This is a genomic window from Streptomyces sp. STR69 (assembly GCF_024519455.1).
Classification (GTDB): domain Bacteria; phylum Actinomycetota; class Actinomycetes; order Streptomycetales; family Streptomycetaceae; genus Streptomyces.
In genome coordinates, this window is the sequence record NZ_JALJRY010000043.1 from 52,358 (window position 1) to 77,655 (window position 25,298).

Sequence of the window (25,298 nt, forward strand, 5' to 3'; positions counted from 1 at the left end):
AGGTCCATGCTCCGACGGCGCCGCTCCGGCTGAAGATGCCGGCGCGGCGCCGGTGCTTGTGCGGGGCGTCGGGAGATCAGAATCTGGATCACGCCCCCGCAAGAAAGCTCAGACGAACCTTTCGCTGCAAATTATCTCTGTTCGTGTCGGCGAACGTGTCCAAACGACTCTGAGCTCGACTCAGTCGGGGAACTTGGAGCAATCGAGGTCAACTCTCGTGCGACGGCCGGAGCGGCCAGCTTGTTGTAAGCAGGTACCGGCCTGCCCACCGCTCGTTCTCGGCCGCCGCGTTCCGCCACGCGGCGAGGACCGCAAGGACGTTGTAGTGAGCCCGCGCTTCCTCTTCCCGTTCGCCGCACGTCCGGTGCAGACGCTACGCCTTCCGGTACGCGGCGACGGCTTCGTCGTATCGCCCCGGGTTGTGGAGTGCAACGCCGAGGTTGTCCAGTGCAGCAGTCCGGTCCGGTCGGAGAGGGCGGCGGTAGCCGCCGCTTCCTGCAACGCGGTGACGGCTGCCTGGTGACTGCCGGTGTGGGTTAGCGCCACACCGAGGTTGTTGAGGAGGTTGGGATCGCCGTCGGCACTCTCATCGGCCTGACGTACTGTTTGGCGGCGATTTACGAGCGGGCTCGTCAGCGAGGCGTTCACCGGCGTCGAGGGTGAGCTGAGCATACGGCCGCGTGTCGGCCACCGGAAGCTCGCGGGCCACTCGCTGTCGCTGACTGTGTCCCCCACCGGAGCGGAAACCAGGGAAACCGTAAGTCCAGCCCTCGGCTTTGATGGCGGAAGAGCGGTCCGCAGTGCTGGAGTTGATGAATCGCGACGCATACGCGGAACTTGAGCCGGCCCGGATCTGGGCCTGCGAGCTGGATGCCGGGCGCTACTACTGCTCCGCTTCCACGATGTACCGCATCCTGCGCGACAAGGGCCGGTCCGGCGAGCGCCGAAGACAGGCCACCCACGCCGCCCGGGCGATGCCCGAGCTGCTTGCCACCGCCCCGTCGCAGGTGTTCACCTGGGGAATTACCGAGGCGGCCGGGCCGGTCAAAACCATCTGGTATCACGCCTACGTCATCGTCGACACCTTCAGCCGCTACACCGTCGCCCACACCATAGAGGTCGCCGAATCGGCCCGGCGGGCCGCGGAGTTGATCCGCGAGACCATCGTGAGCAACCGGACCGTGCCTAGGAGCCCAAGAGGGCCTGACACCCGGTCGGCCCGGCCCGACCGGTGTTCGGTGCACCATCGCAGGTCAGTGAGGGGTGGGGAGGGGGCTCTGCCGGTGCGCCGGCAGGGCCCCTTCGTCGTTCCCACGTCAGCGCCGGCGCAGACCCGCGATGGGGTGTCGCACCCCCATCGCTACGGTGGTGTCACAAGCGACGGCGGTGGTTTCCGGTCGGCGACGGCCTCACGGAGGCGGCGTTGTGCCGCGGCCGGGGCGCCCGCGGTCAGAAGCGCCTCCCTCAACGCGCCCGCGACCGGGGGTACATCGAGGACCCGGGGCTGGGCCAGCGGAGCTTCGGTGGCCAGGCGGCCGCTGATGTGGTCGCGGAGCAGGATCTGGTCGTTCTGCAGTGTGCCGCCGCCGAGTACCACCGGCGTCGGGGTGCGCAGGAGGCGGAGGCGGCGGAGCAGAGCGGTGACCATGGCGACGATTTCGTCGCCGAGGCGTTCCACGATGCCCCGGGCCACGGTGTCGCCGCCGGCGGCCGTGGCGAAGACCAGCGGTGCCAGAGCGTGCAGTGCGGTCATCGGCAGGTCACCGCCGGCGACGGCCAGCGCCACGGACTCCACGCTACGCAGGCCGAAGTGGCCCGGCAGCTCCTGCCGCAGCCGGGTCGCCGGGCCCCGTCCGTCACCCGCGCGGACGGCGGCTCCCAGGCCGGCCCTGGCCACGGCGAGCCCGCCGCCCCAGTCCCCGGTGATGTCCCCGAGGGAGAGAAAGCGGGCCGAGCGGCCGCCCGGATGGATCGCCGCCGCGTTGATGCCGGCGCCGGAGACGACCGCCACCCCCCAGCCGTCGGGTGCGCCGGCCTGGAGGACGGCGAGTGTGTCGTTGCGCACGAGGGTCCGGTCGGCCACGTCCAGTCGGGTCAACTGCCCCAGCGCCAGGCGTTCGTCGGTGCGCCGGTCCACGTTGGCGAGGAAGTACGCACCGACCGAGACCGGGGTCGTGTCGGGCAGGCCGGCCACTGTCAGCGCGTGCCGGCCCAGGCGGGCGAGTCGTTCGGTGGTGATCTCCATTCCCTCGGTGTGCGGACGGGTGCCTGCGCCGCGTACCCAGGACAGCAGCCGTCCTTCGGTGTCCGCGAGGACGAGGTCGGTCTTGGAGTTCCCTCCGTCGACGCCCACCACGAGGTCAGGCATCAGCGGCCTCGTTCGCGAAGTACCGGGGCAGATGGGGACGGTTGGCCTCCAGCAGCGCGTTCAGCAGTGCGTCCGCCCGGGCCCATTCGCGGACGAGCGGGTTGGCCATCAGGGCACGCCGGGCCACCGTACGGTCCCCCGTCAAGGCTGCCTCGACGGTGAGTGTCTCGTACGCAGTGACTGACTGGACGAGCCCGAGCATCTCGGGTGGCAGGGGCGGTACGGGGACCGGGTGGGGACCGGACGCGTCGACATGTGCCGGGACCTCGACCACCGCCTCGTCCGGCAGGCCGGCGAGGACACCGTTGTTGCGTACGTTCACGTAGTGGTGGGCGCCGTCACCGGTGAGCAGGCTGGTGACCAGTGCCGCCGCGGCCTCGCTGTAGTGGGCGCCGCCGCGCCGCTGAAGCAGTTCGGGTTGCCGGTCCAGCCCGGGATCGGCATAGAGGGCGAGCAACTCCTTTTCGATGGCGATGACTTGGTCGGCACGGTGTGTTCCGGCCTGCTGGGCCCTCACCTCGTCGTCCGTACAGTAGAAGTAGTGCAGGTAGTAGGAGGGGATGGCGCCCAGGTCGCGCAACGCCCCGGCAGGGACGCGGACTTGAGCCGCGAGGTCGTCGAGCGCGTCGCCGGTCAGGAGTTCCGGCAGGCGGTCCACTCCGTCGACGGTGACCGAGCTGATCCAGGACAGGTGGTTGAGGCCCGCGTGGCCGAGGCGTACACGGTCGGGGTCGGTGCCGAACCGGGCGGCCAGTTGCCGCTGGAACTTGATCGCCACGTTGCACAGGCCGACCGCGCGATGGCCCGCGTCCAGCAGTGCGCGGGTGACGATGCCGACGGGGTTGGTGAAGTCGACGATCCAGGCGCCGGGTTCGGCCCGGCGGCGTACCTCGGCAGCGATGTCGAGGACCACCGGCACCGTACGCAGGGCCTTGGCGAAGCCGCCGGGGCCGGTGGTCTCCTGGCCCAGCAGGCCGAACCGGTTCGGCAGGGTCTCGTCGACCAGCCGGGCCGCCTGCCCTCCCACCCGGAGCTGGACGAGCACGGCGGCGGCTGCGTCCACCGCGGCGGCGAGGTCTGTGGTGGTGGTCAGGCGGCCGGGGAAGCCGTGCCGGGCGAGGATACGGCGGGACAGTGCGCCGATCACGGCGAGGCGTTCGGCGTCGATGTCGTGCAGGACGAGTTCGCCGACCGGTAGCACCCGGGCGCGCCGGGCGAAGCCCTCGATCAGTTCGGGTGTGTAGGTGCTGCCACCGCCGACAACGGTGATTTTCAACAGAGTGCTCCTTGACCAACTGTGGTTGCGGCGACGGCTGTCAGCCCTTGACGCCGGTCAGTGCGATGCCCTCGACGAAGACCTTCTGGGCCAGGAAGAACAGCACCAGGACGGGCAGCAGGAACATCAGCGAGGCCGCCATCTGGAGTTGGTACGCGTTCTGGTGCCCGTTCTTGGCGAGCTGGCTGAGGGCCACCGCGAGGGTCTGGCCGGTGTCGCTGTTGCCCGTGTAGAGCAGGGGGTTGTAGAAGTCGTTCCACGCGTAGAGGAACGCGAAGAGACCCACGGCGGCGATCGCCGGTTTGGCCATGGGGATCAACACCCGCCACAGGATGCGCAGTTCGCCCGCGCCGTCGACACGGGCCGCCTCGGTGAACTCGTCGGGGATCGTGAGGAAGAACTGGCGCAGCAGGAAGATGCTGAACGCGTCACCGAAGAAGGACGGGACGATCAGCGGCTTCAGCGTGCCCACCCAGCCGATGTGCGCGTACATCACATACAGAGGCAGGCTGGTGACCTGGGCCGGGATCATCATCGCGGCCAGGACGACGAGAAAGACGCCCTCCCTTCCGCGCCAGCGCAGCCGGGCCAGCGCGTAGGCGACCGGTACCGAGGAGATGACGACGCCGATCGTGGACAGTCCGGCGTAGAGCATGGTGTTGAGGAGGTCGCGGCCGAACGGCATGGCCTTGAAGACCTCGTGGAAGTTGCCGAACTCCCAGGGCGAGGGCCACAACGAGCCGGTGCCCGCCTGGTGTTGGGTCATGAACGCGGTGAGCACGCCGATGGTGAGCGGCAGGAGGAAGCAGAGGGCGACCGCCACGGCCGGTGCGTGCTCGGCCAGCAGGTACAACAGGCGTCGACCAGTGCGGGGGTGACGCTTCGTCAGTTCGAGGGTGCTCATCGGCCGCCTCCCGCGTGGTGCACGAAGCGGCGCGAGACGCGGATGAACACCACGGTGGCCGCGAAGATGACGAGGAACAGCAGCCAGGCCATGGCCGAGGCGTAGCCGGTCTTGAAGTAGGCGAAGCCCTGTCGGTACAGCTCGGTGGAGTAGAAGAGCAACGAGTTGGCGGGGTAGCCGATGAGGTCGTTGCTGGAGGAGGTGGCGTTGGCCGAACTGGAGGCGACGAACGCCTCGGTGAAGTACTGGAAGGTGTAGATCATCCCGGTGAGCAGGGCGAAGAAGATGACCGGGGAGATCGCCGGGAGGGTGACGCTGCGGAACTTCTGCAGGGGGCCGGCGCCGTCGAGTTCGGCGGCTTCGTACAGCTCGCGGGGTACGTCGAGCATGGCCGCGGAGAAGATCACCATCACGTTGCCGCTGGCCCACAGCGCCATGAGGACGAGGCTGGGCTTGGACCAGGCGGGGTCGGAGAACCAGCCGGGGCCGTCGACGCCCACCCAGCCGAGCAGCCGGTTCAGCGGGCCGACCGGGTTGAGCAGCACGATGAACGACAGGGCCGAGGCCACGACCGGCACCATCGACGGCAGGAAGAACAGGGTGCGGTAGACGGCCCGGCCGCGCTTGACGCGGATGATCACCCAGGCGGTGAGCATGGCCCAGCCGGTGCGCAGCGGCACCATGACGACGACCATCCACAGCGTGTTGCGCACCGCCACCCAGAAGGTGTCGGACTCGGTGAACAGGGCGCGGTAGTTGCGCAGTCCGACGAACTGGACGGGCCGGTAGGAGCCGGCCTGGAAGTCGGTGAGCGAGTAGTAGAGCGTGGCCGCCACCGGGTAGAGCACGAAGACGGCGAACCCGATGACGAACGGCGACAGGAAGGCGAGGACGACCCACCAGCGGGCTCGGCTCGGGCTGCGCCGCCCGCCCCGGGCAGGGCGCGTGCGCGCCGCGCCCGGGGCCTCGCCGACGGGGGCGAGGACGGTCGTCATCTCTACTGCCCGCTCTCGGAGTTGAGGCTGTCGATCTTCTTGCCGACCGCGGCCAGACCGCTCGCGGCGTCCTTCGTCTTGCCCTGCTCGTAGTCGAGCAGGAACGCGCGCCAGGTGTCCATGTCCTCGACGCCGGCCGGGGTGAGCGCCTTGTAGGAGGAGTGCGTGTTCTCGAAGATGTCGACGAACGGCTTCCAGTGCGGGTCGTCGCGCTTGTCCCAGGCCTTGAGCGCGGCGAACGTGGTGGGGATGTTGTAGACCGTGTCGGCGAGGGTGTTCAGGAACGTGGTGTCGGTGGTGAGTTGCTGGAGTGCGAAGAACGCCTCCTGCTTGTGCTTGGAGCCCGCCGACAGATAGGCGACGGTGCCGAGGGTGCTGCCCGCGCCGTAGGTGCCGGAGGATCCGTCGAGGACGGGCATCGGTACGACGCCGTAGTCGAAGTCCTTCTTCTCCGCGGCGATTTCGCCCACGTGCCACTCGCCGTCGTACTCCATGGCCGCGGCGCCGGTGAGCAGCGGGTTGCCCGCGTCGTCGGCGTGCGGCTGGTAACGGCCCACGAACTTCTGCACGTTCGCCGTGCCGTAGTAGTCGATCAACTCCTGATCCCACGCCAGCAGTTGCCGCCACTTGGGGTCGGAGGCGAAGGTCGTCTTGCCGTCCTTGCCGTAGAACTCGGTGCCGCTGTGTGCGCCGACGAAGAGGTAGCGGTTGACGTCGTAGTCGGAGCGGGGGACGAAGCCGTAGGTCTTGATGGAGCCGTCCGCGTTCTTGACGGTCAACTTCTTGGCGTCGGCCGTGAGTTCGGCGAGGGTCGTGGGCGGCTTGGTAATGCCGGCCGCGGCGAACATCTTCTTGTTGTAGTAGAGGGCGAACGCGTCGGTCAGCAGCGGCAGTGCGCACTGCTTGCTCTGGTATCGGGTGTAGACGAGGGTCGCGGGCGGGAAGGTCTTGGCGGTGTCGATCTTCGCTGAGGACAGGTACGGGCTCAGGTCGGCGACCGTGCCGTTGTAGCAGAACTTCGCCACGTTGTCGGGCGTGGAGCTGATGAACACGTCCGGCGGATCGCCCGCGGCGACAGCCTTGGCGTAGGCGGCGTCGTCCTTGTTGGGCACGAACTTCACGGTCAGCCACGGGTACTTGGCGTGCAGCCGGCTGAGGGTGGCCTTGAACGCGGCCACTTCGTTGGGGAGGTGGTTGAACGTCCACACCGTGACGGTGGTGGCCTTGTGCGAGGCGCCCGGCGATATCGCCGAGTCGGGTTGAGACGAGGTGGATCCGGTCGAAGTACAGCCGGCCAGCAGCAGTACGCCGGCGGCCGTGACGGCCGTAGCCCCGGTGATAGCTTTGAACACTGATCGTCCTTCCTCGGAGATGGCATTCCCTGGGTGACGGATCGGTCGGTCGATCGGGCACGGCAATGCCCGGTGACGTGTGCGGCGGCGCTGTCCGGCAAGACGGCGTCGCCGCGGTGTTTCACACTGCGGTCAGGACAGAGACGACGGTGACTCTGTCTGCGGGACGGGAGTGGTGGCGGCGGCGAAGGCGGCCTCGCGGGCCAGCTCCGCCGACATGGTGGTCGCTCCGGTGAGCACGGCGTCCTGGCCGAGACCCGACGCGACGACGGGTGGCCGAAACGTGCTGAAGTCGGCCAGGTGACGGGCGACCGGTTCGAGCAGCAGGTCGCCGTTGGCGCCGATGGCGCCGCCCAGCACGATGAGTGCCGGGTCGATGAGGGGTACGACGCAGGCCACCACGTAGGCGACGCTGCGGGCGGTGTCGTCCACGATCTCCAGCGCGCCCGGGTCCCCGGTGCGGGCGAGTTCGAAGACGGCGCGCGGGCTGCCGTCACCCGGCAGTCCGAGGCGCTGCGCCCGGTCGCTGATGTAGCGGGCGCCCAGATGTTCCTGGACGAGATCCCGGCGCTGTCCGACCGGGGCGACCATGCGGTCGCTGGGGAGGTAACCGGCCTCTCCGGCGACTCCGGTGGCGCCGCGCCGGACCCGGCCGTCGACGACAAGGCCGAGGCCGAGGCCGACTCCGAGGCTGACCAGTACGAAGTCGTCGGTGTCGGTGCCCAGGCCGTGGGTTCGCTCGGCCAGTGCCGCGAGGTTCACGTCGTTCTCCAGGACCAACGGAACCGGGATCGCCCGGCCGAGTGCGGCGCCGAGCCCCCGGCCGGCGTCGGGAAGTCCGGCGGCGTACGACAGGTGTCGTCCGTCGGGGCCGACGGCGGCCGGCAGTCCCGCCACCACCTGGGTGATGTCGGCCAGCGGTCGGCCCACCTGCCCGGCCAGGTCCACGCACATGTCCAGGATCTGCGCGACGAGCGCGTCGGCGCCGCGATGCCCCTGCTGCTCGGACTCGGCACGTCCACGCACGCGGCCGGTGACGTCCGCAACCGCCGCACGGATCTTACGGTGACCGACGTCCACGCCGATCGCGAAGGCGCAGTCGGCGTTGACCCGGTACTGGGCCGGTGCCGGGCCCTTGCGGCCGGTCGCCGGGCCGACCTCGGTGATGACTCCGCGCTCCAGCAGAAGCGCGACCGCGGCGGCGACGGTGGGCCGGGACAGCGTGATCCGCCCGGCCAGGTCGGTGGTCGTGACCGGGCCCGTCTCGTCGATCGCCTCCAGTACGGCACGGCCGTTGAGCGAGCGCAGCAACCGCTGCGGGCCTGCTGGATAACGGCGGGTCACGGGGGCCTCGTCTCGACATTCTGGCCTGTAGGAAAGAAAGTTGTTTATTTATACGCGGGCGCATGGCCAGAATCAACCCTTCGACCGCACCGCGCCCCCAGACCCTGCACAAGCCTCCGACACCGGGGAGTGAGCCCCTGACGATCCGGCTCAAGTTCCCTGCCCCCGCTCGGCCGACCCGACCAGCGATCGGTACGCCGACGCGGGTCGGTAGCTGTTGGGAAAAGGGCTCGACCGTTTCGCCAAACTCCGCGAACTGTTCGCGAAACTCCAGGCCAAGCACGGAACGGTGCTGGTCGTGGTCGACCAGCCGGCCTCAATCGGGGCCCTGCCGCTGGCGGTTGCGAGAGCCATGGGCCGCCCCATCGCCTACCTGCCCGGACTGACGATGCGCTTGATCGCCGACCTCTACCCGGGTGAGGCCAAGACGGATGCGCGGGACGCGTTCATCATCGCGGACGCCTGCCGGGCGATGCCTCACACGCTGCGCGCCATCGACGGCGAGGACGAGACGATCGTCGAGCTGGAGATGATCGTCGGCTTCGACGACGACCTGGCCGGCGAGGCCACCCGCGTCACGAACCGGCTGCACGGCCTGCTGACCCAGATCCATCCTTCGCTGGAGCGGGTGCTGGGGCCGCGGCGCCGAGCAGAAGCCGGGCGGCCGGGTCGGTGTCTGCTGATCCGAACTGGCCGGTCCCGAGGACGACCAGGGCCGGGTCGAGCGCGAGCAACGCCGGGCGATGCCCTCTGCGAGTCGGCGGCCGTAGGGACCCTACGGCCGCCGTCGCCTTCGCCTCACCGGCCGCCGTACCGGCGGCGACGGAGACGGGCAGCGGCTCGAGGCCGGGGGAACCGGGCGCGCCGGAGGAGCCCGGGAACGGATGGACCTCCCCGGCCTCGACACTCCCGTCGCCTCCGGCGGTGACCGCCCTGACCGGCTCGCACAAGCCCGGAACTGCGGAGACCTGGCCGATCAGAAACTCACGCGGGTCACGGACCCTGCCCAACGGCCAACGGCCAACGCCCTCTTGGCTCTGACATGTGATGCACTCAGTGCCGGAGAAGACGTAAGGGGGATCCGATTTCTTCCGAACCCTGATACCGAGGATCCTCGGGGCCGGCAGGACACCAACGATCGCCGTCGAGCGCCGGTCCGCCATCGAGGTCGCCGGCACGACGTCCCCGGTCCTCCCGACGGACACCGACCCGCACCCGACCCGCACCCGCCCGACAACCGGTCCGGCCCGTCCTCCCGTCCCGCGCCGCATCACTTCCCCAACTCGTCCCGCTTCTCGTCGCCTTGAATCGTTGTCGTTCCTATTGACCCCGGTTCGAAGGGCGAATTAAGGTTCCCGCACCTGGATTGACTGAAACGATTCAACTCATTCTCACCCATGACAAGTTGGGGCTGAACCATGCACGAAACCCACCCGCAGCGTGGCGGCTCGACGCGTCGGTCGGTACTGGCGGCCAGCCTGACGACCGGGGTTCTCGCGGCACTCGGTCCGGCGGCGAACGCCGCCTCCTCCGGGACGGCTCGCTCCACCGCGGGCGCGCCCTCGGCGAGTTGGTTCGCCCAACCGGCCAAGTCGGTCCGGCCCAGGTTCCGTTGGTGGTGGCCGGACGGACTGGTGGACCCGGTGGAGATCGCGCGGGAGATCGACCAGATGGCCGACGCGGGATTCGGCGGCGCCGAGATCGCGGCCGTGCACCACAGCATCACCGACACCTCCGTGCTGGACACCGCCCATCGCGGGTGGGGAAGCACGGCCTGGCGCGACGGTGTGAGGGCCGCGCTGCGGCAGGCCGCGCGCCGCGGGCTGACCATCGACCTCACCCTCGGGCCGAGCTGGCCCGTCGCCGTGCCCGGAGTCACTCCCGACGACGACGCCGCGGTGAAGGAACTCGTCTACGGCAAGGCCACATTGACCAGCGGCGCGACCTTCAACGGTCCGGTGCCTGCCTCCGTCTACCCGGCCGCCTCCGGTGTCACCGTGCAGAAGCTCCTCGCCGTCCAGGCCGCCCGCGTCAACACCGCCTACTCCAGCGGCAGGGCGACCGGCCTGGACGCCGACAGCGTCACCGACCTGACCAGCCAGGTGTCGGACAGCAACCTCAGCTGGACCCCGCCCGACTCGGCGACCTGGGTGATCCTCTCGTACTGGCAGCGGGGCTCGGGCCAGCAGCCCGAGGCGGGACCGCATTCCTCGCCCGCCGCGTACGTCGTCGACCACTTCAGTGCGACCGGGACCACGGCCGTCACCCGCTACTGGGAGTCCACGATCCTCGACTCCACACTCTGCGCACTCCTCAGATCGGCGGGCGGCACCTTCTTCGAGGACTCCGTGGAGCTGGAGACCAAGGGTCTGCAGTGGACGCCTGGCCTGCCCGCCGCGTTCCGCGAGCACACCGGACGCGACCTGCTGCCGTATCTGCCGGCCGTCGTCCTCGACAACGGCAACCAGATCTTCGCCTTCGAGGCCCGGCTCACCCAGGAGATCCGGCACGACTTCTGGGAGACCGTCTCCGGCCTGTTCAACAAGCACCACCTCGGAGCGCTCAAGTCCTGGGCACACGGACACGGCATGAAACTCCGTTCCCAGCCGTACGGCCTCCAGACAGACGCCATCGCCTCGGCGGCCCTTCTCGACGTCCCCGAGGGCGAGTCGCTCGGCTTCAAGAACCTCGACGACTACCGCTGCCTGGCCGGCGGACGTGACATGGCCGGCAACCGCATCCTGTCCTGCGAGGCCGGCGCGTACGCGGGCGGCGCCTACAACACCACCTGGGACAAGTTCCTGCGCACCATGGGCGGCGCGTACGCGGCGGGCGTCAACCAGACCGTGATCCACGGCTTCTCCTATGCCACCGCGCCGGGCGTCAACTGGCCCGGCTTCGCCGCGTTCAGTCCGTACAGCGGAGCCCCGGGATACGGCGAGTCGTGGGGGCCGAGGCAGCCGACCTGGCGCCATGTGTCCGACATCGCCGGCTATCTCGGCCGCGTCCACGAGGTGCTCCAGTCGGGCACCGCCCGCGCGGACATCGCGGTCTTCCGGCAGACCGGCTACACGGCGACCGGCATCGGGGCCTCCTGGCTGACCTCCACAGGCATCCCGCTCGGCTGGACCCACCAGTTCCTGAGCGGACCACTGCTCGACCTGCCCGCGGCCAAGGTCTCCGACAAGCGCCTGGCACCCGGCGGGCCCGCCTACAAGGCCCTGTTCCTCGAAGGCGACTTCTTCTACGGCTCCAATCCCACGCTCGCCGTCGCCGACGCCCGCAGACTCCTGAAGTTCGCACGCGCCGGTCTGCCCACCGTGCTCCTCGGCGCCTTCGACCAGGCGCTCACCCCGGGTCTCCCAGACGACGGGGAGCAGGCCGAACTGCGTTCTCTGACGGCCCAGTTGCTCGCCCTGCCGAATGTCCGCCAGATCACCGACAAGACCCTGGTCGGCGCGGCGTTCGCGGAACTCGGCGTGACCTCCGACGCGGTCCACTCCGTGCCGTCGACCCTGCTGAACGCCCACCGGGTCACCGACGACGCCGACTTCTACTACCTGTGCAACGGCAAGCACGCCGAGACCGTCAAGCCAGCGGTCGCCCTCATCGACCACGACGTCACACTGCGGGCAACCCATCGCAAGGGCTCCGGTGCGGTCCCCTACCTGCTCGACCCGTGGAGTGGGCGGGTCACCCGGCTCGCCCAGTACACCCAGGACGGCGACACGTTCACCTTCCGGGTGACGCTCCAGCCGGGCGAGACCCTCGTCGTCGCGCTGGGCGACCCGGGGTTGTTCGGGGACCGCTGCGGCAGCCGTCCACACGCGGTCACGACCGACGCGGACAGTGTGCTCTTCGCGGACGGGTCACTGACGGTACGCGCCTTCACAGCCGGTGCCCGCACCACCACCCTGTCAACTGGCCGGAAGGTCACCACGAAGATCCCCGAGGTGCCGGCCGCCTTCACCCTCGGCCAGTGGACGCTCTCCGTCGACGACTGGCAGCCCGGCGCCACCGCGACCACCACCACGATCGTCACACACACCCTCACACTCGACGCCCTACTTCCGTGGTCGCAGATCCCCGAACTGGCCGATGTCGGCGGCATCGGCCGCTACCGGACGACGGTCACGCTGCCGAACACCTGGACCTCCGGACTGGGGGCCCTGTTGCGGCTGGGCAGTGTCAGCGACACCTGCCGGGTCACCGTCAACGGGACACCGCTCGACCCCGTCGACCGGCTCAACCCCGTGGTGGACCTCGGCGGGAATCTGCGCCGCGGCGCCAACACCATCGAGATCGAGGTGGCGACCCCGCTGTTCAACCGGCTACGGATCAGCAACCCCACAGTGTTCGGCACGTCCGCGAGGCAGAACCACGGTCTGGTCGGACCGGTCCAACTCGCGCCATACGTGCAGCAGACCGTGGCCTGAGCCCCAGCACCGCACCTGAGGTGACCTGGCGCGGGCGCCGCCGATGGCACCGTCCCCAGCAGCGCTGATCCCGGCAGCCGTAGAGGTGAACGGCTGCCGGGATCCGTAGGACTCTTCCTTCATCACTACTCGGTCTTCACGGCATCCCTGATCCTCTCCTTTGCCACCCTCAGGCCCTCTCTGGTGGCCCCTGCCCCTGTCGCCAGGAACTCCTGACGCGATACCGACCAGGACCAGTTCGCGACTCACGCATGACGATCGGGATCGTTCGGGGTTTCGGGAGGCCGCGTGGATCAGGGCGAGGGGGTGGACCTGAGCTGCCTGATCGACCCGCACAGCAGTGTCCGAGTGCGCATTCTGGGGCGGCACAGGCCTGGGGACACGCCGTACAACGACTACCTCGATGCCGAACTCGTCATCACGAGCGCCTTCTCCGACGGGCGCCTTGGCCTGTGCCTGTCGCCAGAAGCCATGGACGACTGGTCAACGGCCCTGGACGAGTCTCCGACAGGGAGGACATCCGCTGGACGGCCACGGCGACAACGGGATCCGGATCGAGACCGACAGGCAATTCTCGCAGTCCCGCCCCGTCGTCACCGTGGACGACAGTGGCGAGTCCTGAGTTTCGGTCCGCGTCGTCCTGGACCAGGGAGACGGCTGGATCGCCGACCCGCGTGAGCAGCTCGGCCACGTCCGGCAGAGGTGGCGGAACGAGGTGGTGACGACGCCTGGGTCGAAGAACTACTTGCCGTAAGTCCAAGCGTCGCCGACAGATGAACGCACATCCGAGGACGAGAACAGCAGGTTCGTGGATGCCGTCGCGTGCTTCCCAGCGGATCCGTAGGCCGCAGAAGCAGTGAAGTCGTCTTCCACGCCCCGGCATTGCATGATCACCTGGAGCTGTGGTGCCTGCCTCCGTCTCCGCGAACTCGGCAGCCACGTCCGTCGCCTGAACCGGCGTCAGGCGCAACAGATCCCCTGAACGACGCCGCCCTGACACCGCCGGTCCTGGCGAGGATCCGATCTCGACGCCTGGAGGAGGTGTCCCACCGCAACCCCGTGAACTCCCGCCGCATTTGCGGTGAGAGGACCCGATCCGTCGCCTGCCCCGAGAACTCAGCCGGACACCTCCGTGAGCATCCACCACCCGGGCGCGTAATTGCCGTGCAGCACCAGGGACGCGGCCCCGACCGCGCCCACCGTCTCGCCGATGAGGCTCTGCTCGACGGCGACGGGACGGATCGCACGGGCGACGGACGTGCGGTTGACGGCGGTCTCGATCTCCTCCCGCATGATCGGCTCGATGCCGCGCAGCGCCTCGCCGCCCAGGACGATCCGGCTGACGTCGAGGAGGCTGGCGGCGCCCCGTGCGGCCTCACCGATCCGGCGCGCGGCACGGCGTACGACGTCACAGGCGTCGGGGTCGCCCCCGCGGGCGGCACGGCGCAGGGCCTTCCAGTCGTGGTGGACGGAGTCGGGCGTGCCGGTCAGACCGATGCGGTCGGCGGCGTCCCGGCCGTGCAGCCGCAGCAGGTCGTCGATGATCGCGGGCGGACTGACGTACGGGCCGAGACAGTCGAGGGCACCGCACTGGCAGACGCGGTCTCCGGGTTCCACCGCCATGTGGCCGAACTCGCCGGCGTTACCCGAATCGCCGTGCAGCACGGTGTTGTTGAGGACGATTCCGGCGCCGATGCCGGTGCCGAAGTAGATGAACAGGAAGCTGCCCGCCCGCTCGGCACCGCCGATCCAGCGTTCGCCTATTGCCGCGGCGGTGGCGTCGTTGTCGAGGGCGACGGGCAGACCGGTGGCCTCGGCGAACATGTCCGCGAGGGGGACCCGGCCCCAGCCCGGGAAGTTCGGCGGTGAGACGACCGCCCCTGTGGTGCCGTCGAGCGGTCCGGGGGCGGCGATGCCGAGCCCGAGGAGCCGGGAGCGGTCGACGCCGGTGCGTTCGACGAGGCGCCCGGCGGCGCGCGCGACCCGCTCGACGACGTCGGCGGGGTCCGAGGCGTCCGTGAGCCGGAGCCGGCGTCCGCCGATCACCTCGCCGGCCAGGTCCACGACGACGATCACGGCGGCGTCGGGGTCGAGGTGGACACCGACGGCACAGGCCCCGTCGGCCCGGATGGCCAGGAGGGTGCGGCGCTTGCCGCCGCTGGAGGGGGCCTGGCCGGATTCGGCCACCAGGCCGGCGTCGAGCAGCTTGCGGACGACGTTGGAGACGGTCTGGTTGGTCAGGCCGGTGAGTTCGGCCAGCTCGACCCGGCTCACCTGTCCCGTGGTGCGGATGGCGTCCAGCACGACGGCCTGGTTGTAGCCGCCGACCCGCGGCAGGTTCGTCCCGCTGAGCATCGTCACCTGTCAGTCACCTGAGCCCCTCACATCAGCCCCCGCTCCCCCTCGGCCCGGCCACGCAACCGTTCCGGAGGCATACCGGCGGGTCCGCCAGTGGCCGAAGTTTACATACTCGAAGCATTGACTTCATCCATCAAATGGATTTAGCTAGCGCCCACCAAATCCGGCCATGACGGCCAGACAGCGCAGGGCGGCGCCGAGCGTGGGGCGCCGTCGGTCTGGCCTCTCATCCGGTCAAACTCCCGGTATTCCCTCAGGTTTCGCGTTCCGGAGGAACCACTGTGCGCTCGTCGAGAATCGTCACCGCCGCGGCCCTCACCGCCGCCACCGCCCTGGCCGTCACCGGCTGCGGTTCGGGCTCTTCAGGCAGCTCGTCCAAGTCGATCAAGGTCGTCTACTGGCAGAACCTGGACAGCACGAACAAGCTCCAGGCCACCTTCCTCTCCTCGATGGTGAAGGAGTTCACCAAGGCCAACCCGGGCACCAAGGTCACCCTCGTGCCCGTGACCGCCTCCGAGAACGACTACTACACGAAGATCCAGCTCATGATGCGCTCCCCCGCGACCGCTCCCGACCTGGTCTACGAGGACACCGCGCTGATCAACTCCGACATCGCGGGCGGGTATCTCAAGCCTCTTGACGCCTACACGGCGAAGTGGAGTGACTGGTCGCAGTACGCCAAGGCCGCCAAGGGAGCGGTGACCGGTGCGTCCGACGGCAAGACCTACGCCGTGCCGGACGACACCGACACCCGGGGGATCTGGTACAACAAGCAGCTTCTGCAGAAGGCCGGGGTCTCCGTGCCCTGGCAGCCCAAGACCTGGGCAGACGTGATCGCCACCGCCAAGAAGGTGAAGGCGAAGCTGCCGGGTGTCACCCCGCTGAACCTCTACACGGGCCAGGCGGGCGGCGAGGCGTCCTCCATGCAGGGCTTCGAGATGCTGCTCTACGGCACACCGGCCGGCGACAAGTCGCTCTACGACGCCTCGCAGAAGAAGTGGGTGGTTGGCAGCCAGGGCTTCAAGGACGCGCTGGACTTCGTCCACACCGTATACAGCCAGGGGCTGGGCCCGTCCAAGGAGCAGGCGCTCGGCGCCAACTTCGGGACCACCGTGGGCACCGAACTGATCCCCGAGGGCAAGCTGGCGATCGACATCGACGGCTCCTGGATGCCCAACAACTGGAGTTCCGCGGCGGCCAAGCCCTGGACCGAGTGGCAGTCGGTGATGGGCACCGCGGCCATGCCGACACAGAACGGACAGGCACCCGGCCGTACCAGCATGTCCGGCGGGTGGGCCTGGTCGATCCCCGCGAAGGCGGGCAATGCGGATCTCGCCTGGAAGTTCCTGTCGACCACACTCCAGACCAAGGCCAACGCCGCTCAGTGGAACGCGACCAACGCGAACATCGCGGTGCGCACGGACGTCGCCTCCGACTCGACGTATCTGAACTCGGTGCCGACCAACAAGTTCTTCACCGAGCTGGTCGCCGACACCCACTACCGGCCCGGCCTTCCCGCCTACAACCAGGTCTCCACAGCGATCCAGAAGGCGATGGAGTCCGTGACCACCGGTCAGGCATCCGTCGACAAGGCCGCATCGACCTTTGATAACGATGTCAAGGCGGCCGTGGGCGCCGACAAGACCACCGAGGGCGGCTCGTGACCGCCCTCGCCCCTGCGCCTCACGGGACCGGCGCCCGCCGCCGGTCCCGTGAGGCGCCCGCCCCCGCCGTCCGCACCCTGCTGCGCGGACTTCCGACACTGCCGGCCGTGGTACTGCTGGTCGTCTTCCTGGCCGGGCCGATCGCCTACTGCGTGTACTACGCGTTCACCGACATGCAGCTCACCGGCGCCTCCGGCGCCCGCTTCATCGGCCTGGACAACTTCACCCGGGCCTTCAAGGACAGCGACTTCCTCAACGCGGTCAAGCTCACCCTGGTCTTCGTGGTCGGCTCCGCGGTCATCGGCCAGAACACGCTCGGGCTGGCCCTGGCCATCCTGATGCAGAAGGCCACCAAGCCGGTGCGGGCACTCGTCAGCGCAGTCGTCATCGCTGCCTGGGTACTGCCCGAGGTCGTCGCCGGCTATCTGATGTACGCCTTCTTCTACGACCAGGGCTCGCTCAACTCGCTGCTGGACGCGCTGCACCTCCCGGGGCAGAACTGGCTGTACACGATGCCGATCCTGGCAGTGTGCCTGGCCAACGTCTGGCGCGGGACCGCCTTCTCGATGATGGTCTTCACCGCTGCCATCAACGACGTGCCCCAGGAGCTGACGGAGGCCGCCGAGATGGATGGCGCGAACCCCTGGCAACGGCTGTGGCGGGTCGTCCTGCCGGTCATCAGGCCGTCGATCCTGACCAACCTGATGCTGATCACGCTCCAGACGCTCTCCGTCTTCGGTCTGATCTACACCATGACCCGCGGCGGACCGGGCAACAAGAGCGAGACGCTGCCGATCTTCATGTACCAGCAGGCCTTCCAGAACAGCCTGATCGGCTACGGCACCGCCATCGCCCTGGTGCTGCTCGTGGTGGGCGCGCTGTTCTCCGTCGTGTACATCCGGCTGCTGAAACTGGAGGACGACTGATGGCCGCCGTCGCCACGCCCCCCGCCACATCCGCCGGACACGCCGCCCCGAAGTCCGGCACCGCGCGCCCGAGCCGCCGCTTCCGGCCGGGCCGCGTCATGATCAACGCCGTACTGCTGGCGGTTTCGGCGCTGTACGTGCTGCCACTGGTGTGGATGCTGCTCGCCTCGGTGAGCGACACCAACTCCTTCCGGCTGACGATGCCCTCGTCGCTGACGCTCGACAACTTCGACGCGGTCCTCAACGTGGACACCACCTACCGGCCGATGCTCAACAGCCTGCTGCTGTGCGGCTTCGGGACGGCGGTGACCGTCGTGGTGTCCGTGCTCGCCGCCTACCCGCTCTCGCGCTACCGCTCGCGGGTGCGGCGGCCGTTTCTCTACACGATCCTGTTCTCCACCGGCCTGCCCATCACCGCCGTGATGATCCCGGTGTACAGCATGTTCGTGCAGGTCAACCTGATCGACTCGATGCCCGCCACAACCCTGTTCCTGGCCGCCTCCGCACTGCCGTTCGGCATCTGGCTGATGAAGAACTTCATGGACGGTGTACCCGTCGTCCTGGAGGAGGCCGCCCGCATCGACGGCGCGAACACCATGCAACTGCTGTGGCGGGTGGTGCTGCCGCTGATGCGACCCGGCGTCGTCGTGGTCACCATCTTCACCTTCATCGGCATGTGGGGGAACTTCTTCGTCCCCTTCATCCTGCTGCTGTCGCCGGAGAAACTCCCGGCCTCCGTCAGCGTGTTCACCTTCCTCAGCGCCCACGACCAGACCCAGTACGGGCAGTTGTCGGCGTTCTCCCTCATCTACTCCATGCCCGTGGTCCTGCTCTATCTGCTGCTGTCCCGCAAACTCGGCGGCGGCTTCGCCCTCGGCGGCGCACTCAAGGGCTGACTCCCCCCACCCATGCAAAGAAAGACACCCATGCACAACGACCGTGACGTCATCGAAAAGCGGCTGGCCCGCGTACTGAACGAGCGGATCCGGCCCGCCGTCCACGCCCGGTCCGTCCGTCTCGACGTGCAGATCTGGAACGTGTCCGGCGAACCGGTGCCGGTACGCGAGGGCCTGGCCGCCCCCTACCGGCCGGCCCGGGTGGGCGACCTGTGGGGACCGGCCTGGTCGACGAGCTGGTTCAAGGTCAGCGGGACGATCCCCGCGGAATGGGCCGGCGAGACGGTCGAGGCCGTGCTGGACCTCGGTTTCGCCACCCACTCCCCCGGCTTCTCCGCGGAGGGGTTGGTCTACCGCGCCGACGGCACCGCGGTGAAGGCGCTCAACCCGCGCAACACCTGGGTTCCCGTCGCCGAACAGGCGGAGGGCGGCGAGGAGTTCACCGCCTTCGTCGAGGCCGCGGCGAATCCGGTCGTCATGCACACCGCGCCCGACGAGCTGACCTTCGGCCCCACCCCGGTGGGCGGACGCGCACCCTGGCTCGGCGACGGCACCGACGCTCCGGGCGAACCCCTGTACCGGCTGCGGCGTCTGGACCTCGCCGTCCTCGACCGCACCGTCCACGAACTCGTCCAGGACCTCGACGTCCTGGGCCAGTTGATGCACGAACTGTCCCCCGACTCCCCGCGCCGCTGGCAGCTGCTCCAGGCGATCGGCCGGGCCCTGGACGCGATCGACCTCCAGGACATCGGCGGCAGCGCGGAAGCAGCACGGGCCCTCCTGGCCCCCGTCCTGGCCGCACCCGCACATGCCGGCGCGCACCGCATCACGGCTGTCGGGCACGCACACATCGACACCGCCTGGCTGTGGCCGCTGCGCGAGACCGTCCGCAAGGTCGCCCGGACGGTTTCCAACGTCACGCAACTCATGGACGACCACCCGGAGTTCAAGTTCGTGATGTCCCAGGCGCAGCAGCTGGCCTGGCTGAAGGAGCACCGGCCCGAGGTGTACGCGCGGGCCCAGGAGAAGGCGAAGACCGGACAGTTCCTGCCGACCGGCAGCCTGTGGGTGGAGCCCGACACCAACATCAGCGGCGGCGAGGCGCTGGTACGTCAGTTCGTCCACGGCAAACGGTTCTACCTGGAGGAGTTCGGGGTCGAGACCGAGGAAATGTGGCTGCCGGACACCTTCGGCTACAACGCTGCCCTGCCGCAGTTGATGAAGCTGGCCGGGGTGCGCTGGTTCCTGACCCAGAAGATCTCCTGGAACACCACCAACAAGTTCCCGCACCACACCTTCTGGTGGGAGGGCATCGACGGCACCCGCATCTTCAGCCACTTCCCGCCCGTCGACAGCTACAACGGCGAACTGTCCGGCGCCGAAGTCGCCCATACGGTGCGGAACTTCCAGGACAAGGGCCCCGCCAACCACTCCCTGATCCCGTTCGGCTACGGCGACGGCGGAGGAGGCCCCACCCGCGAGATGCTCTCCCGCGCCGCACGGCTGAGAGACCTGGAGGGCTCGGCCCGGATCGAGATCGAGCGGCCGACGGACTTCTTCGAGCGCGCGCATGCCGAATACCAGGGAAACGGCGGCGCCCCCGTCTGGTCCGGCGAGCTGTACCTGGAGTTCCACCGCGGCACCCTGACCAGCCAACTCGCCACCAAGCAGGGCAACCGACGCAGCGAACACCTGCTACGCGAGGCAGAGTTGTGGGCCGCTACGGCGGCCGTGGGCCGCGAGGAGCCCTACCCGTACGACGCGCTGGACCGCCTGTGGAAGACGGTACTGCTGCACCAGTTCCACGACATCCTGCCCGGGACCTCGATCGCCTGGGTGCACCGCGAGGCGGAGGAGACCTACGCGGCTGTCGCCCGCGAACTGGAAGAACTGATCGGCGTTGCGCAACGGGCGCTGGCCGGTCCGGGAGACGGGTCCGTGGTCTTCAACGCGGCACCCCACACCCGCGGCGGCATCGCGGCGTTCGGTGCCGCTCCGCGTTCCCAATCGCCGGTGGCGCCGGTGGCGCCGGTGGTGGACGGAGACGGATTCGTCCTCGACAACGGCGTGGTACGGGTCGCGGTGGACAGCCGAGGACTCATCACTTCGGCGTACGACCACGCAGCGGGCCGGGAGGCCCTGGCCCCCGGTTCGGTCGGCAACCTGCTCCAACTGCACCAGGACTTCCCCAACCAGTGGGACGCCTGGGACATTGACGTGTTCTACCGCAACACCGTCCGCGACCTCACGGAGGCACAGTCGGTGACACCGACCAGCGACGGCATCCAGGTGGTCCGGGTCTTCGGGGACTCACGGATCGAACAGAACCTCTCGCTGCCGACTGGCTCCCGGAGTCTGGTGATCGACACGGTGGTGGACTGGCACGAGCGGGAGAAGCTACTGAAGGCCGCCTTCCCCCTGGACGTACGTGCCGCGCACTCGACCGCCGAGATCCCCTTCGGTCACGTCGAGCGGCCCACCCACACGAACACCAGTTGGGACGCCGCCAAGTTCGAAGTCTGCGCGCACCGATTCCTCCACGTCGGCGAACCCGACTGGGGCGCCGCCCTCCTCAACGACTCCACCTACGGGCACGACGTCACCCGCGACATCCGCCCCGACGGAGGTACGACCACTACGGTCCGTCTCTCCCTTCTCAGAGCTGCCCGCTTCCCCGACCCCGACCAGGACCAGGGAACGCACCGGCTCGGCTACGCGCTCCTGATCGGCGCCGACGTCGCGGACGCGACCCGTGAGGGCTACCACTTCAACCTCCCGGAACGCGCGGTGCCTGGCAGTTCGACGGTCGCTCCCCTGGTCGCGGTCGACCACGAGGGCGTGATCGTCGAGGCGGTGAAGCTCGCTGACGACCGCTCGGGCGATGTCGTCGTACGCCTCTACGAGTCCCGTGGCACACGCGCCCGCGCCACCCTCACGACCGTGTTCCCACTGGCCTCGGCAACCGCGACGGACCTTCTAGAACGCCCGCTCGCCGATCCGACGAGCCACCGACATGCCGGTGACGGCGTGGAAGTGACGCTGCGTCCATTCCAGATCCTGACGCTGCGATTGCGGCCCACCCCGGGCGACTGACGCCCCGAGGGGTTGAGGACCCAAGTCCGGGCCCTCAACCCCTCGGGGCATCTGAGACGAAGCGGCGGCTGCTCCCCGTCCTGAAGGAGGACAAGGCCCCAAGTGCCGGATGAGTTGTGGGAGTTGTTCCAGCGGGTGGTGCCGGAGGCTCCGTCGCGACCTCAGGGCGGCGGCCGACGTCGACATGGCGACCGCGAAGTGCTGGCCGCAATCGTCTTCGTGGCCACGTCGGGCTGCACATGGCAGCAGTTGCCGTCCGCGTCGTTCGGTCCGTCGGGAGCGACGGCCCACCGTCGATTCACTGAGCGGTCCAGGACCCGGGTGTGGGCCAAGCTCTGCCACCTGGGGGGAGCTGACAGGCCCGAATCCTGTGGATCGGGGCACGTACGGCTCGGAGATCCACCTGATCACCGAGCGGACCGATCTGCCCCTGTCGGTCGGAATCTCCGGAGCGAACCTGCACGACAGCCAGGCACTGATCCCGCTGGTGCAGGGGATACCGCCGATCCGCTCCCGGCACGGACGCCGACAGCGCAGACCGGCCAAACTCCACGCCGACAAGGGATACGACTACGACCACCTGCGGCGACGGCTACGCGGACGCGGCATCCGCCACCGCATCGCCCGCAGAGGTGTCGAGTCCTCCACCCCACTGGGCCGCCACCGCTGGACCATGGGACGCACCATGTCCTGGCTAGCCGGATGCCGCAGACTGCACCGCCGCTACGAACGCAAAGCTGAGCACTTCCTGGCCTTCACCAGCATCGCCCACACCCCGCTCCGAGGCCGCCGGAAATCCTGTGCGAGGGTGTCGGGCTTGATCAAGTCCACAGCCTGATCGCCGAGTTGGAATCGGCCACCGATCTGTTTCACCGTGCCGGGTGGAGTGGAGGCCGGAGCGCGCCGCGGAGACGCGCCCCGACCACACGGGGTCACCAGGTGTGAGCCACGTCCACCACGAGATGGTTGGCCGTCTGGAAGACCCGGAACGGCAGCCGGGCGCGTACGCCCAGTCCGGCCTGGGTGTATCCCTCGGAGCCGCCTGTGAACTTGAACTCCCGGAATGTCCGGTACCCGGTGACGTCGACGGTCGGAAGCGCCGGGTAGGGCTCTCCGGTCGCCGGGTCGTAGCGGGGGGAGAACAGCGAGATCTCCAGAATGGCTCCGCCCGCGACCGGAATCACGACGTCGGACGGGTCCTGGTGCAGTACGGCGACATAGCGGACGGTGTAGCCGATCGGATCGGCCGCCGTGCCCTGGGCGTCGAAGACCAGACGGTCGAAGCACTCGTGCTGTCCGGTCCTCACGTCGGTCAGTCGCCGGGAGGCAACAGAGCCACCGGTCTTGTCCAGGCTCCCCCACGTCACGGCGCAGTCCACGGCCGTCGGCGCGGCCACCGCCGGAACCGTGCCGGCCAACAGGCCGCCGCCCGCCAGCATCATCGTGACCAGTGCAGTACCTAACCGTCGCATGACTACCCCCCAGTAGCTCGCGTAGGTGTGTGCTTCTTCAGACCAGCGGCCTTCCGGAAGGTTGTGCGTCGTGGAGTAGTCCATTGCGGCGCAGGGGCCCTTCCAGCACCAGCCGCCTCGTGAGACCGCGATGTCCTCGAATGGGCTGCTAGAACTGCTCTCTCCCTGGACAACGCAAAAGACACTCGGAGATCGGTTCGCAATGTGACGTCAGTCGGTCGTGGCCGTTCAGAACGTCCCGTCGTCGCGCGTGTAGTTGGGGCTGAGTTTCAGCAGGGCGGCGACAGCAGGACTCGGTTCGCGTCCTGCGCGGACCGCGAACGACAGGGCGAGCGAGGGTACGGGTCCGGACAGCGGCTTGATGACCACCCCGGCCGTGTCCACCGGCTCGTAGCGGGGTACGACGGCCGCGCCGCCGATGGCTCGCACATACGGCGCGGCCGTAAGGACGCGCTGAGCGGCATCGACCACGTCGACGCGATCGTTCTCACCGGCATGCGACGCGACAACAACACGATCGCCGGCTACGACATCGCCGGGGCAACGGAGTTGGCCATAGCCAAGATCATCGGCTACACCACGGTCGTCCACACCCTGCAGTCGCGCATCTCCCCCACCGGCTCCGTACTGCTGTTCGGCGGCTTGGCCAAGGATGTGCCCTACCCCGGTTCCACCACGGTCACCACCGTGAACGCCGGCGTGACAGGCCTGGTGGCGACGCTGGCCAAAGAACTCGCGCCGATCCGCGTCAACGCCATCCATCCCGGCATGGTCGGCGACAGCCCGTACTGGGCTGGTAACGAGCGAGCCGTGGAGGCGGCACGCGCACGGATCCTCACCGGTGTCGTCCCCACGATGCGGGACATCGTCGAGGGCTCCATGTTCCTGCTGGAGAACCCGGCCGCGAACGGTGTGAACCTCAACCTCAACGGCGGCCATGCATGATCGACGCCCTGCCCACGCTGGCCGTGGTCGGCATCGGCCGCATCAGCCGCCCGATGGTGGTGCGCCTGCGCAGGGCAGGGCACGGCGTGACCGTGACCAACCGGATCCAGGTGCGCGCCCTCGACGTCGCGGCAGAGACCGGCGCGCGAGTGGTCGGCTCTCCGCGCGAGGCGGCCTCGTCCGCCGACATCGTCATCATCTGCCTGACCGACGACATCGCGGTGGGCGAAGTCTACGACGGGCCCGACGGCATCCTCGCCGGGCTACGCCCAGGAACAACCGTCCTGGAGACCAGCACCATCGCCCCGCAGACGGCACAGGCCCTCGCTCCCCGGGTTCTCGAACGCGGCGCCGTTCTCCTTGACGCTCCGGTGTCCGGTTCCGTCGAACTGGCCACCCGCGGTGAACTCACCTTCCTGGTCGGCGGCCCGAAGGAAGCGCTCGACCACGTGCGTCCCGTCATGGATGTCCTGGCCACCCGCATCCTTCACTTCGGGGAATCGGGCGCCGGCAGCATCATGAAGCCGGCGATCAACTCACTGCTGCTGTCGCTGGCAACAGCGCTGGCCGAAGCGCTCGTCCTCGCGGAACGCGCCGGAATCGACCGGGCCGACGCCTACGACGCTTTCACCCAGAGCGCAGCCGCGGCCCCTTTCGTGCTGTACAACCGTGACAACTTCGTACGACCACGTGAGGCGGCCATTCACATGACGCTGTCACTGGTCGCCAAGGATCTGGCCCTGATCGACGCCCTGGCATCATCCGTGGGAGCACCCATGGCCCAGCTGGAGGCGAACCGCAAGCTCATCGACCAGGCGATGACCGCAGGCTTGGAAGACCGCGACGGCGTCTCCGTGCTGGCCGAACTCCTGCGCCACACCGCAGCAGCCCAAGCAGGACAGCCGCCGGGGCGGCGGACTCGACCGTCCGGCTCTCCGTGAAGCACCGAACGCAATCACCGGAACCCCGGCACGCTCGTCCGGCAAGCTGCAAGCTCCTCCCCCTCCGCTCCTGCGGAAAGTCCCTCCCTTTCGCGTCCACCCGAGGCTTCCCGCCCCGCCGTTCGTCAACTTCGGGCTGTACGCCCAATAGAGCCCGGCCTTGCACGAAAGCGGACCGGTGGCCACACCCGGGCACGGGCGGGCGCTTGCCCGGGCGCGGCGTGGGTCGGTTCGGCGGACGGCGGCGGTCAACTGGGAGCCGCCATCGTGTCCGGGTTGCCGTAGTAGGCGTTGGGGCCGTGTTTGCGGGTGTAGTGGCGGGCCAGGA

17 protein-coding genes and 2 pseudogenes are annotated in these 25,298 nt (G+C 68.9%); 10 read left to right on the forward strand and 9 right to left on the reverse strand.

The features are described from left to right. Positions 1 to 1,360: 1,360 nt before the first annotated feature. From OC490_RS45375 to OC490_RS45400, 6 genes are all read right to left on the reverse strand, one after another. Positions 1,361 to 2,368 (reverse strand): N-acetylglucosamine kinase, encoded by a 1,008-nt coding sequence (locus OC490_RS45375; protein ID WP_262063930.1) that lies wholly within the window; start codon positions 2,366 to 2,368, stop codon positions 1,361 to 1,363. Next, positions 2,361 to 3,644 carry a 6-phospho-beta-glucosidase gene (locus OC490_RS45380; RefSeq protein WP_262063931.1) on the reverse strand — a complete coding sequence of 428 codons (1,284 nt, stop codon included), beginning with the start codon at positions 3,642 to 3,644 and terminating at the stop codon, positions 2,361 to 2,363. The genes OC490_RS45375 and OC490_RS45380 overlap by 8 nt, the downstream gene beginning before the upstream one ends. Positions 3,645 to 3,684: 40 nt before the next feature. Then, the gene (locus OC490_RS45385; RefSeq protein WP_262063932.1) at positions 3,685 to 4,548 is read right to left on the reverse strand and encodes a carbohydrate ABC transporter permease; all 864 of its coding nucleotides are present in this window, start codon (positions 4,546 to 4,548) and stop codon (positions 3,685 to 3,687) included. Further along, positions 4,545 to 5,543: a carbohydrate ABC transporter permease gene (locus OC490_RS45390; protein WP_262063933.1), complete on the reverse strand. Its 999-nt coding sequence runs from the start codon at positions 5,541 to 5,543 to the stop codon at positions 4,545 to 4,547. Before OC490_RS45390 ends, OC490_RS45385 begins: the two co-directional genes overlap by 4 nt. A gap of 2 nt (positions 5,544 to 5,545) precedes the next feature. Further along, the gene (locus OC490_RS45395) at positions 5,546 to 6,895 is read right to left on the reverse strand and encodes an ABC transporter substrate-binding protein (protein ID WP_262063934.1); all 1,350 of its coding nucleotides are present in this window, start codon (positions 6,893 to 6,895) and stop codon (positions 5,546 to 5,548) included. Positions 6,896 to 7,027: 132 nt separating this feature from the next. Next, positions 7,028 to 8,239, reverse strand: coding sequence for an ROK family transcriptional regulator (locus OC490_RS45400; protein WP_262063935.1), 1,212 nt, complete (start codon positions 8,237 to 8,239; stop codon positions 7,028 to 7,030). A gap of 244 nt (positions 8,240 to 8,483) precedes the next feature. Between OC490_RS45400 and OC490_RS45405 the strand changes: the two are divergent. From OC490_RS45405 to OC490_RS49685, 3 genes and pseudogenes are all read left to right on the forward strand, one after another. Then, a pseudogene (locus OC490_RS45405) lies at positions 8,484 to 8,882 on the forward strand (IS110 family transposase); the annotation flags it as partial. A gap of 775 nt (positions 8,883 to 9,657) precedes the next feature. Then, a complete protein-coding gene (locus OC490_RS45410; protein ID WP_262063936.1) occupies positions 9,658 to 12,675 on the forward strand; it encodes a glycosyl hydrolase in 3,018 nt (1,005 codons plus the stop codon). A gap of 306 nt (positions 12,676 to 12,981) precedes the next feature. Beyond that, a complete protein-coding gene (locus OC490_RS49685) occupies positions 12,982 to 13,353 on the forward strand; it encodes a DUF5959 family protein (RefSeq protein ID WP_410099263.1) in 372 nt (123 codons plus the stop codon). Between the two features lie 438 nt (positions 13,354 to 13,791). Here OC490_RS49685 and OC490_RS45415 read toward each other — a convergent pair whose 3' ends face one another. Then, positions 13,792 to 15,030 (reverse strand): ROK family transcriptional regulator, encoded by a 1,239-nt coding sequence (locus OC490_RS45415; protein WP_262063945.1) that lies wholly within the window; start codon positions 15,028 to 15,030, stop codon positions 13,792 to 13,794. Positions 15,031 to 15,314: 284 nt separating this feature from the next. On the opposite strand from OC490_RS45415, the gene OC490_RS45420 reads away from it, so the two are divergent. The 5 genes and pseudogenes from OC490_RS45420 to OC490_RS45440 all read left to right on the forward strand — a co-directional run bounded on the left by OC490_RS45420 (position 15,315) and on the right by OC490_RS45440 (position 22,450). Then, positions 15,315 to 16,697, forward strand: a complete 1,383-nt coding sequence (locus tag OC490_RS45420; RefSeq protein ID WP_262063937.1) for an extracellular solute-binding protein — start codon at positions 15,315 to 15,317, stop codon at positions 16,695 to 16,697. Continuing rightward, positions 16,694 to 17,623 (forward strand): carbohydrate ABC transporter permease, encoded by a 930-nt coding sequence (locus tag OC490_RS45425; protein ID WP_410099262.1) that lies wholly within the window; start codon positions 16,694 to 16,696, stop codon positions 17,621 to 17,623. The genes OC490_RS45420 and OC490_RS45425 overlap by 4 nt, the downstream gene beginning before the upstream one ends. Next, on the forward strand, positions 17,623 to 18,519 hold the full coding sequence (locus tag OC490_RS45430) for a carbohydrate ABC transporter permease (protein WP_262063938.1): 897 nt from the start codon (positions 17,623 to 17,625) through the stop codon (positions 18,517 to 18,519). Before OC490_RS45425 ends, OC490_RS45430 begins: the two co-directional genes overlap by 1 nt. Positions 18,520 to 18,549: 30 nt before the next feature. Continuing rightward, complete coding sequence (locus tag OC490_RS45435; RefSeq protein WP_262063939.1) at positions 18,550 to 21,612, forward strand: alpha-mannosidase; 3,063 nt, start codon at positions 18,550 to 18,552, stop codon at positions 21,610 to 21,612. Positions 21,613 to 21,714: 102 nt separating this feature from the next. Then, positions 21,715 to 22,450, forward strand: a pseudogene (locus OC490_RS45440) (IS5 family transposase). A gap of 94 nt (positions 22,451 to 22,544) precedes the next feature. Here the strand turns inward: OC490_RS45440 and OC490_RS45445 are convergent. Together OC490_RS45445 and OC490_RS45450 are read right to left on the reverse strand one after the other, a co-directional pair. Beyond that, positions 22,545 to 23,051, reverse strand: a complete 507-nt coding sequence (locus tag OC490_RS45445; RefSeq protein ID WP_262063947.1) for a hypothetical protein — start codon at positions 23,049 to 23,051, stop codon at positions 22,545 to 22,547. A gap of 261 nt (positions 23,052 to 23,312) precedes the next feature. Continuing rightward, on the reverse strand, positions 23,313 to 23,555 hold the full coding sequence (locus OC490_RS45450) for a hypothetical protein (RefSeq protein WP_262063940.1): 243 nt from the start codon (positions 23,553 to 23,555) through the stop codon (positions 23,313 to 23,315). A gap of 24 nt (positions 23,556 to 23,579) precedes the next feature. Between OC490_RS45450 and OC490_RS45455 the strand changes: the two genes are divergently transcribed. Beyond that, entirely contained in the window at positions 23,580 to 24,029 is a 450-nt protein-coding gene (locus OC490_RS45455) for an SDR family oxidoreductase (RefSeq protein WP_262063941.1), read from the forward strand. Then, entirely contained in the window at positions 24,026 to 24,970 is a 945-nt protein-coding gene (locus OC490_RS45460; protein ID WP_262063942.1) for an NAD(P)-dependent oxidoreductase, read from the forward strand. The genes OC490_RS45455 and OC490_RS45460 overlap by 4 nt, the downstream gene beginning before the upstream one ends. Positions 24,971 to 25,298 lie beyond the last annotated feature (328 nt).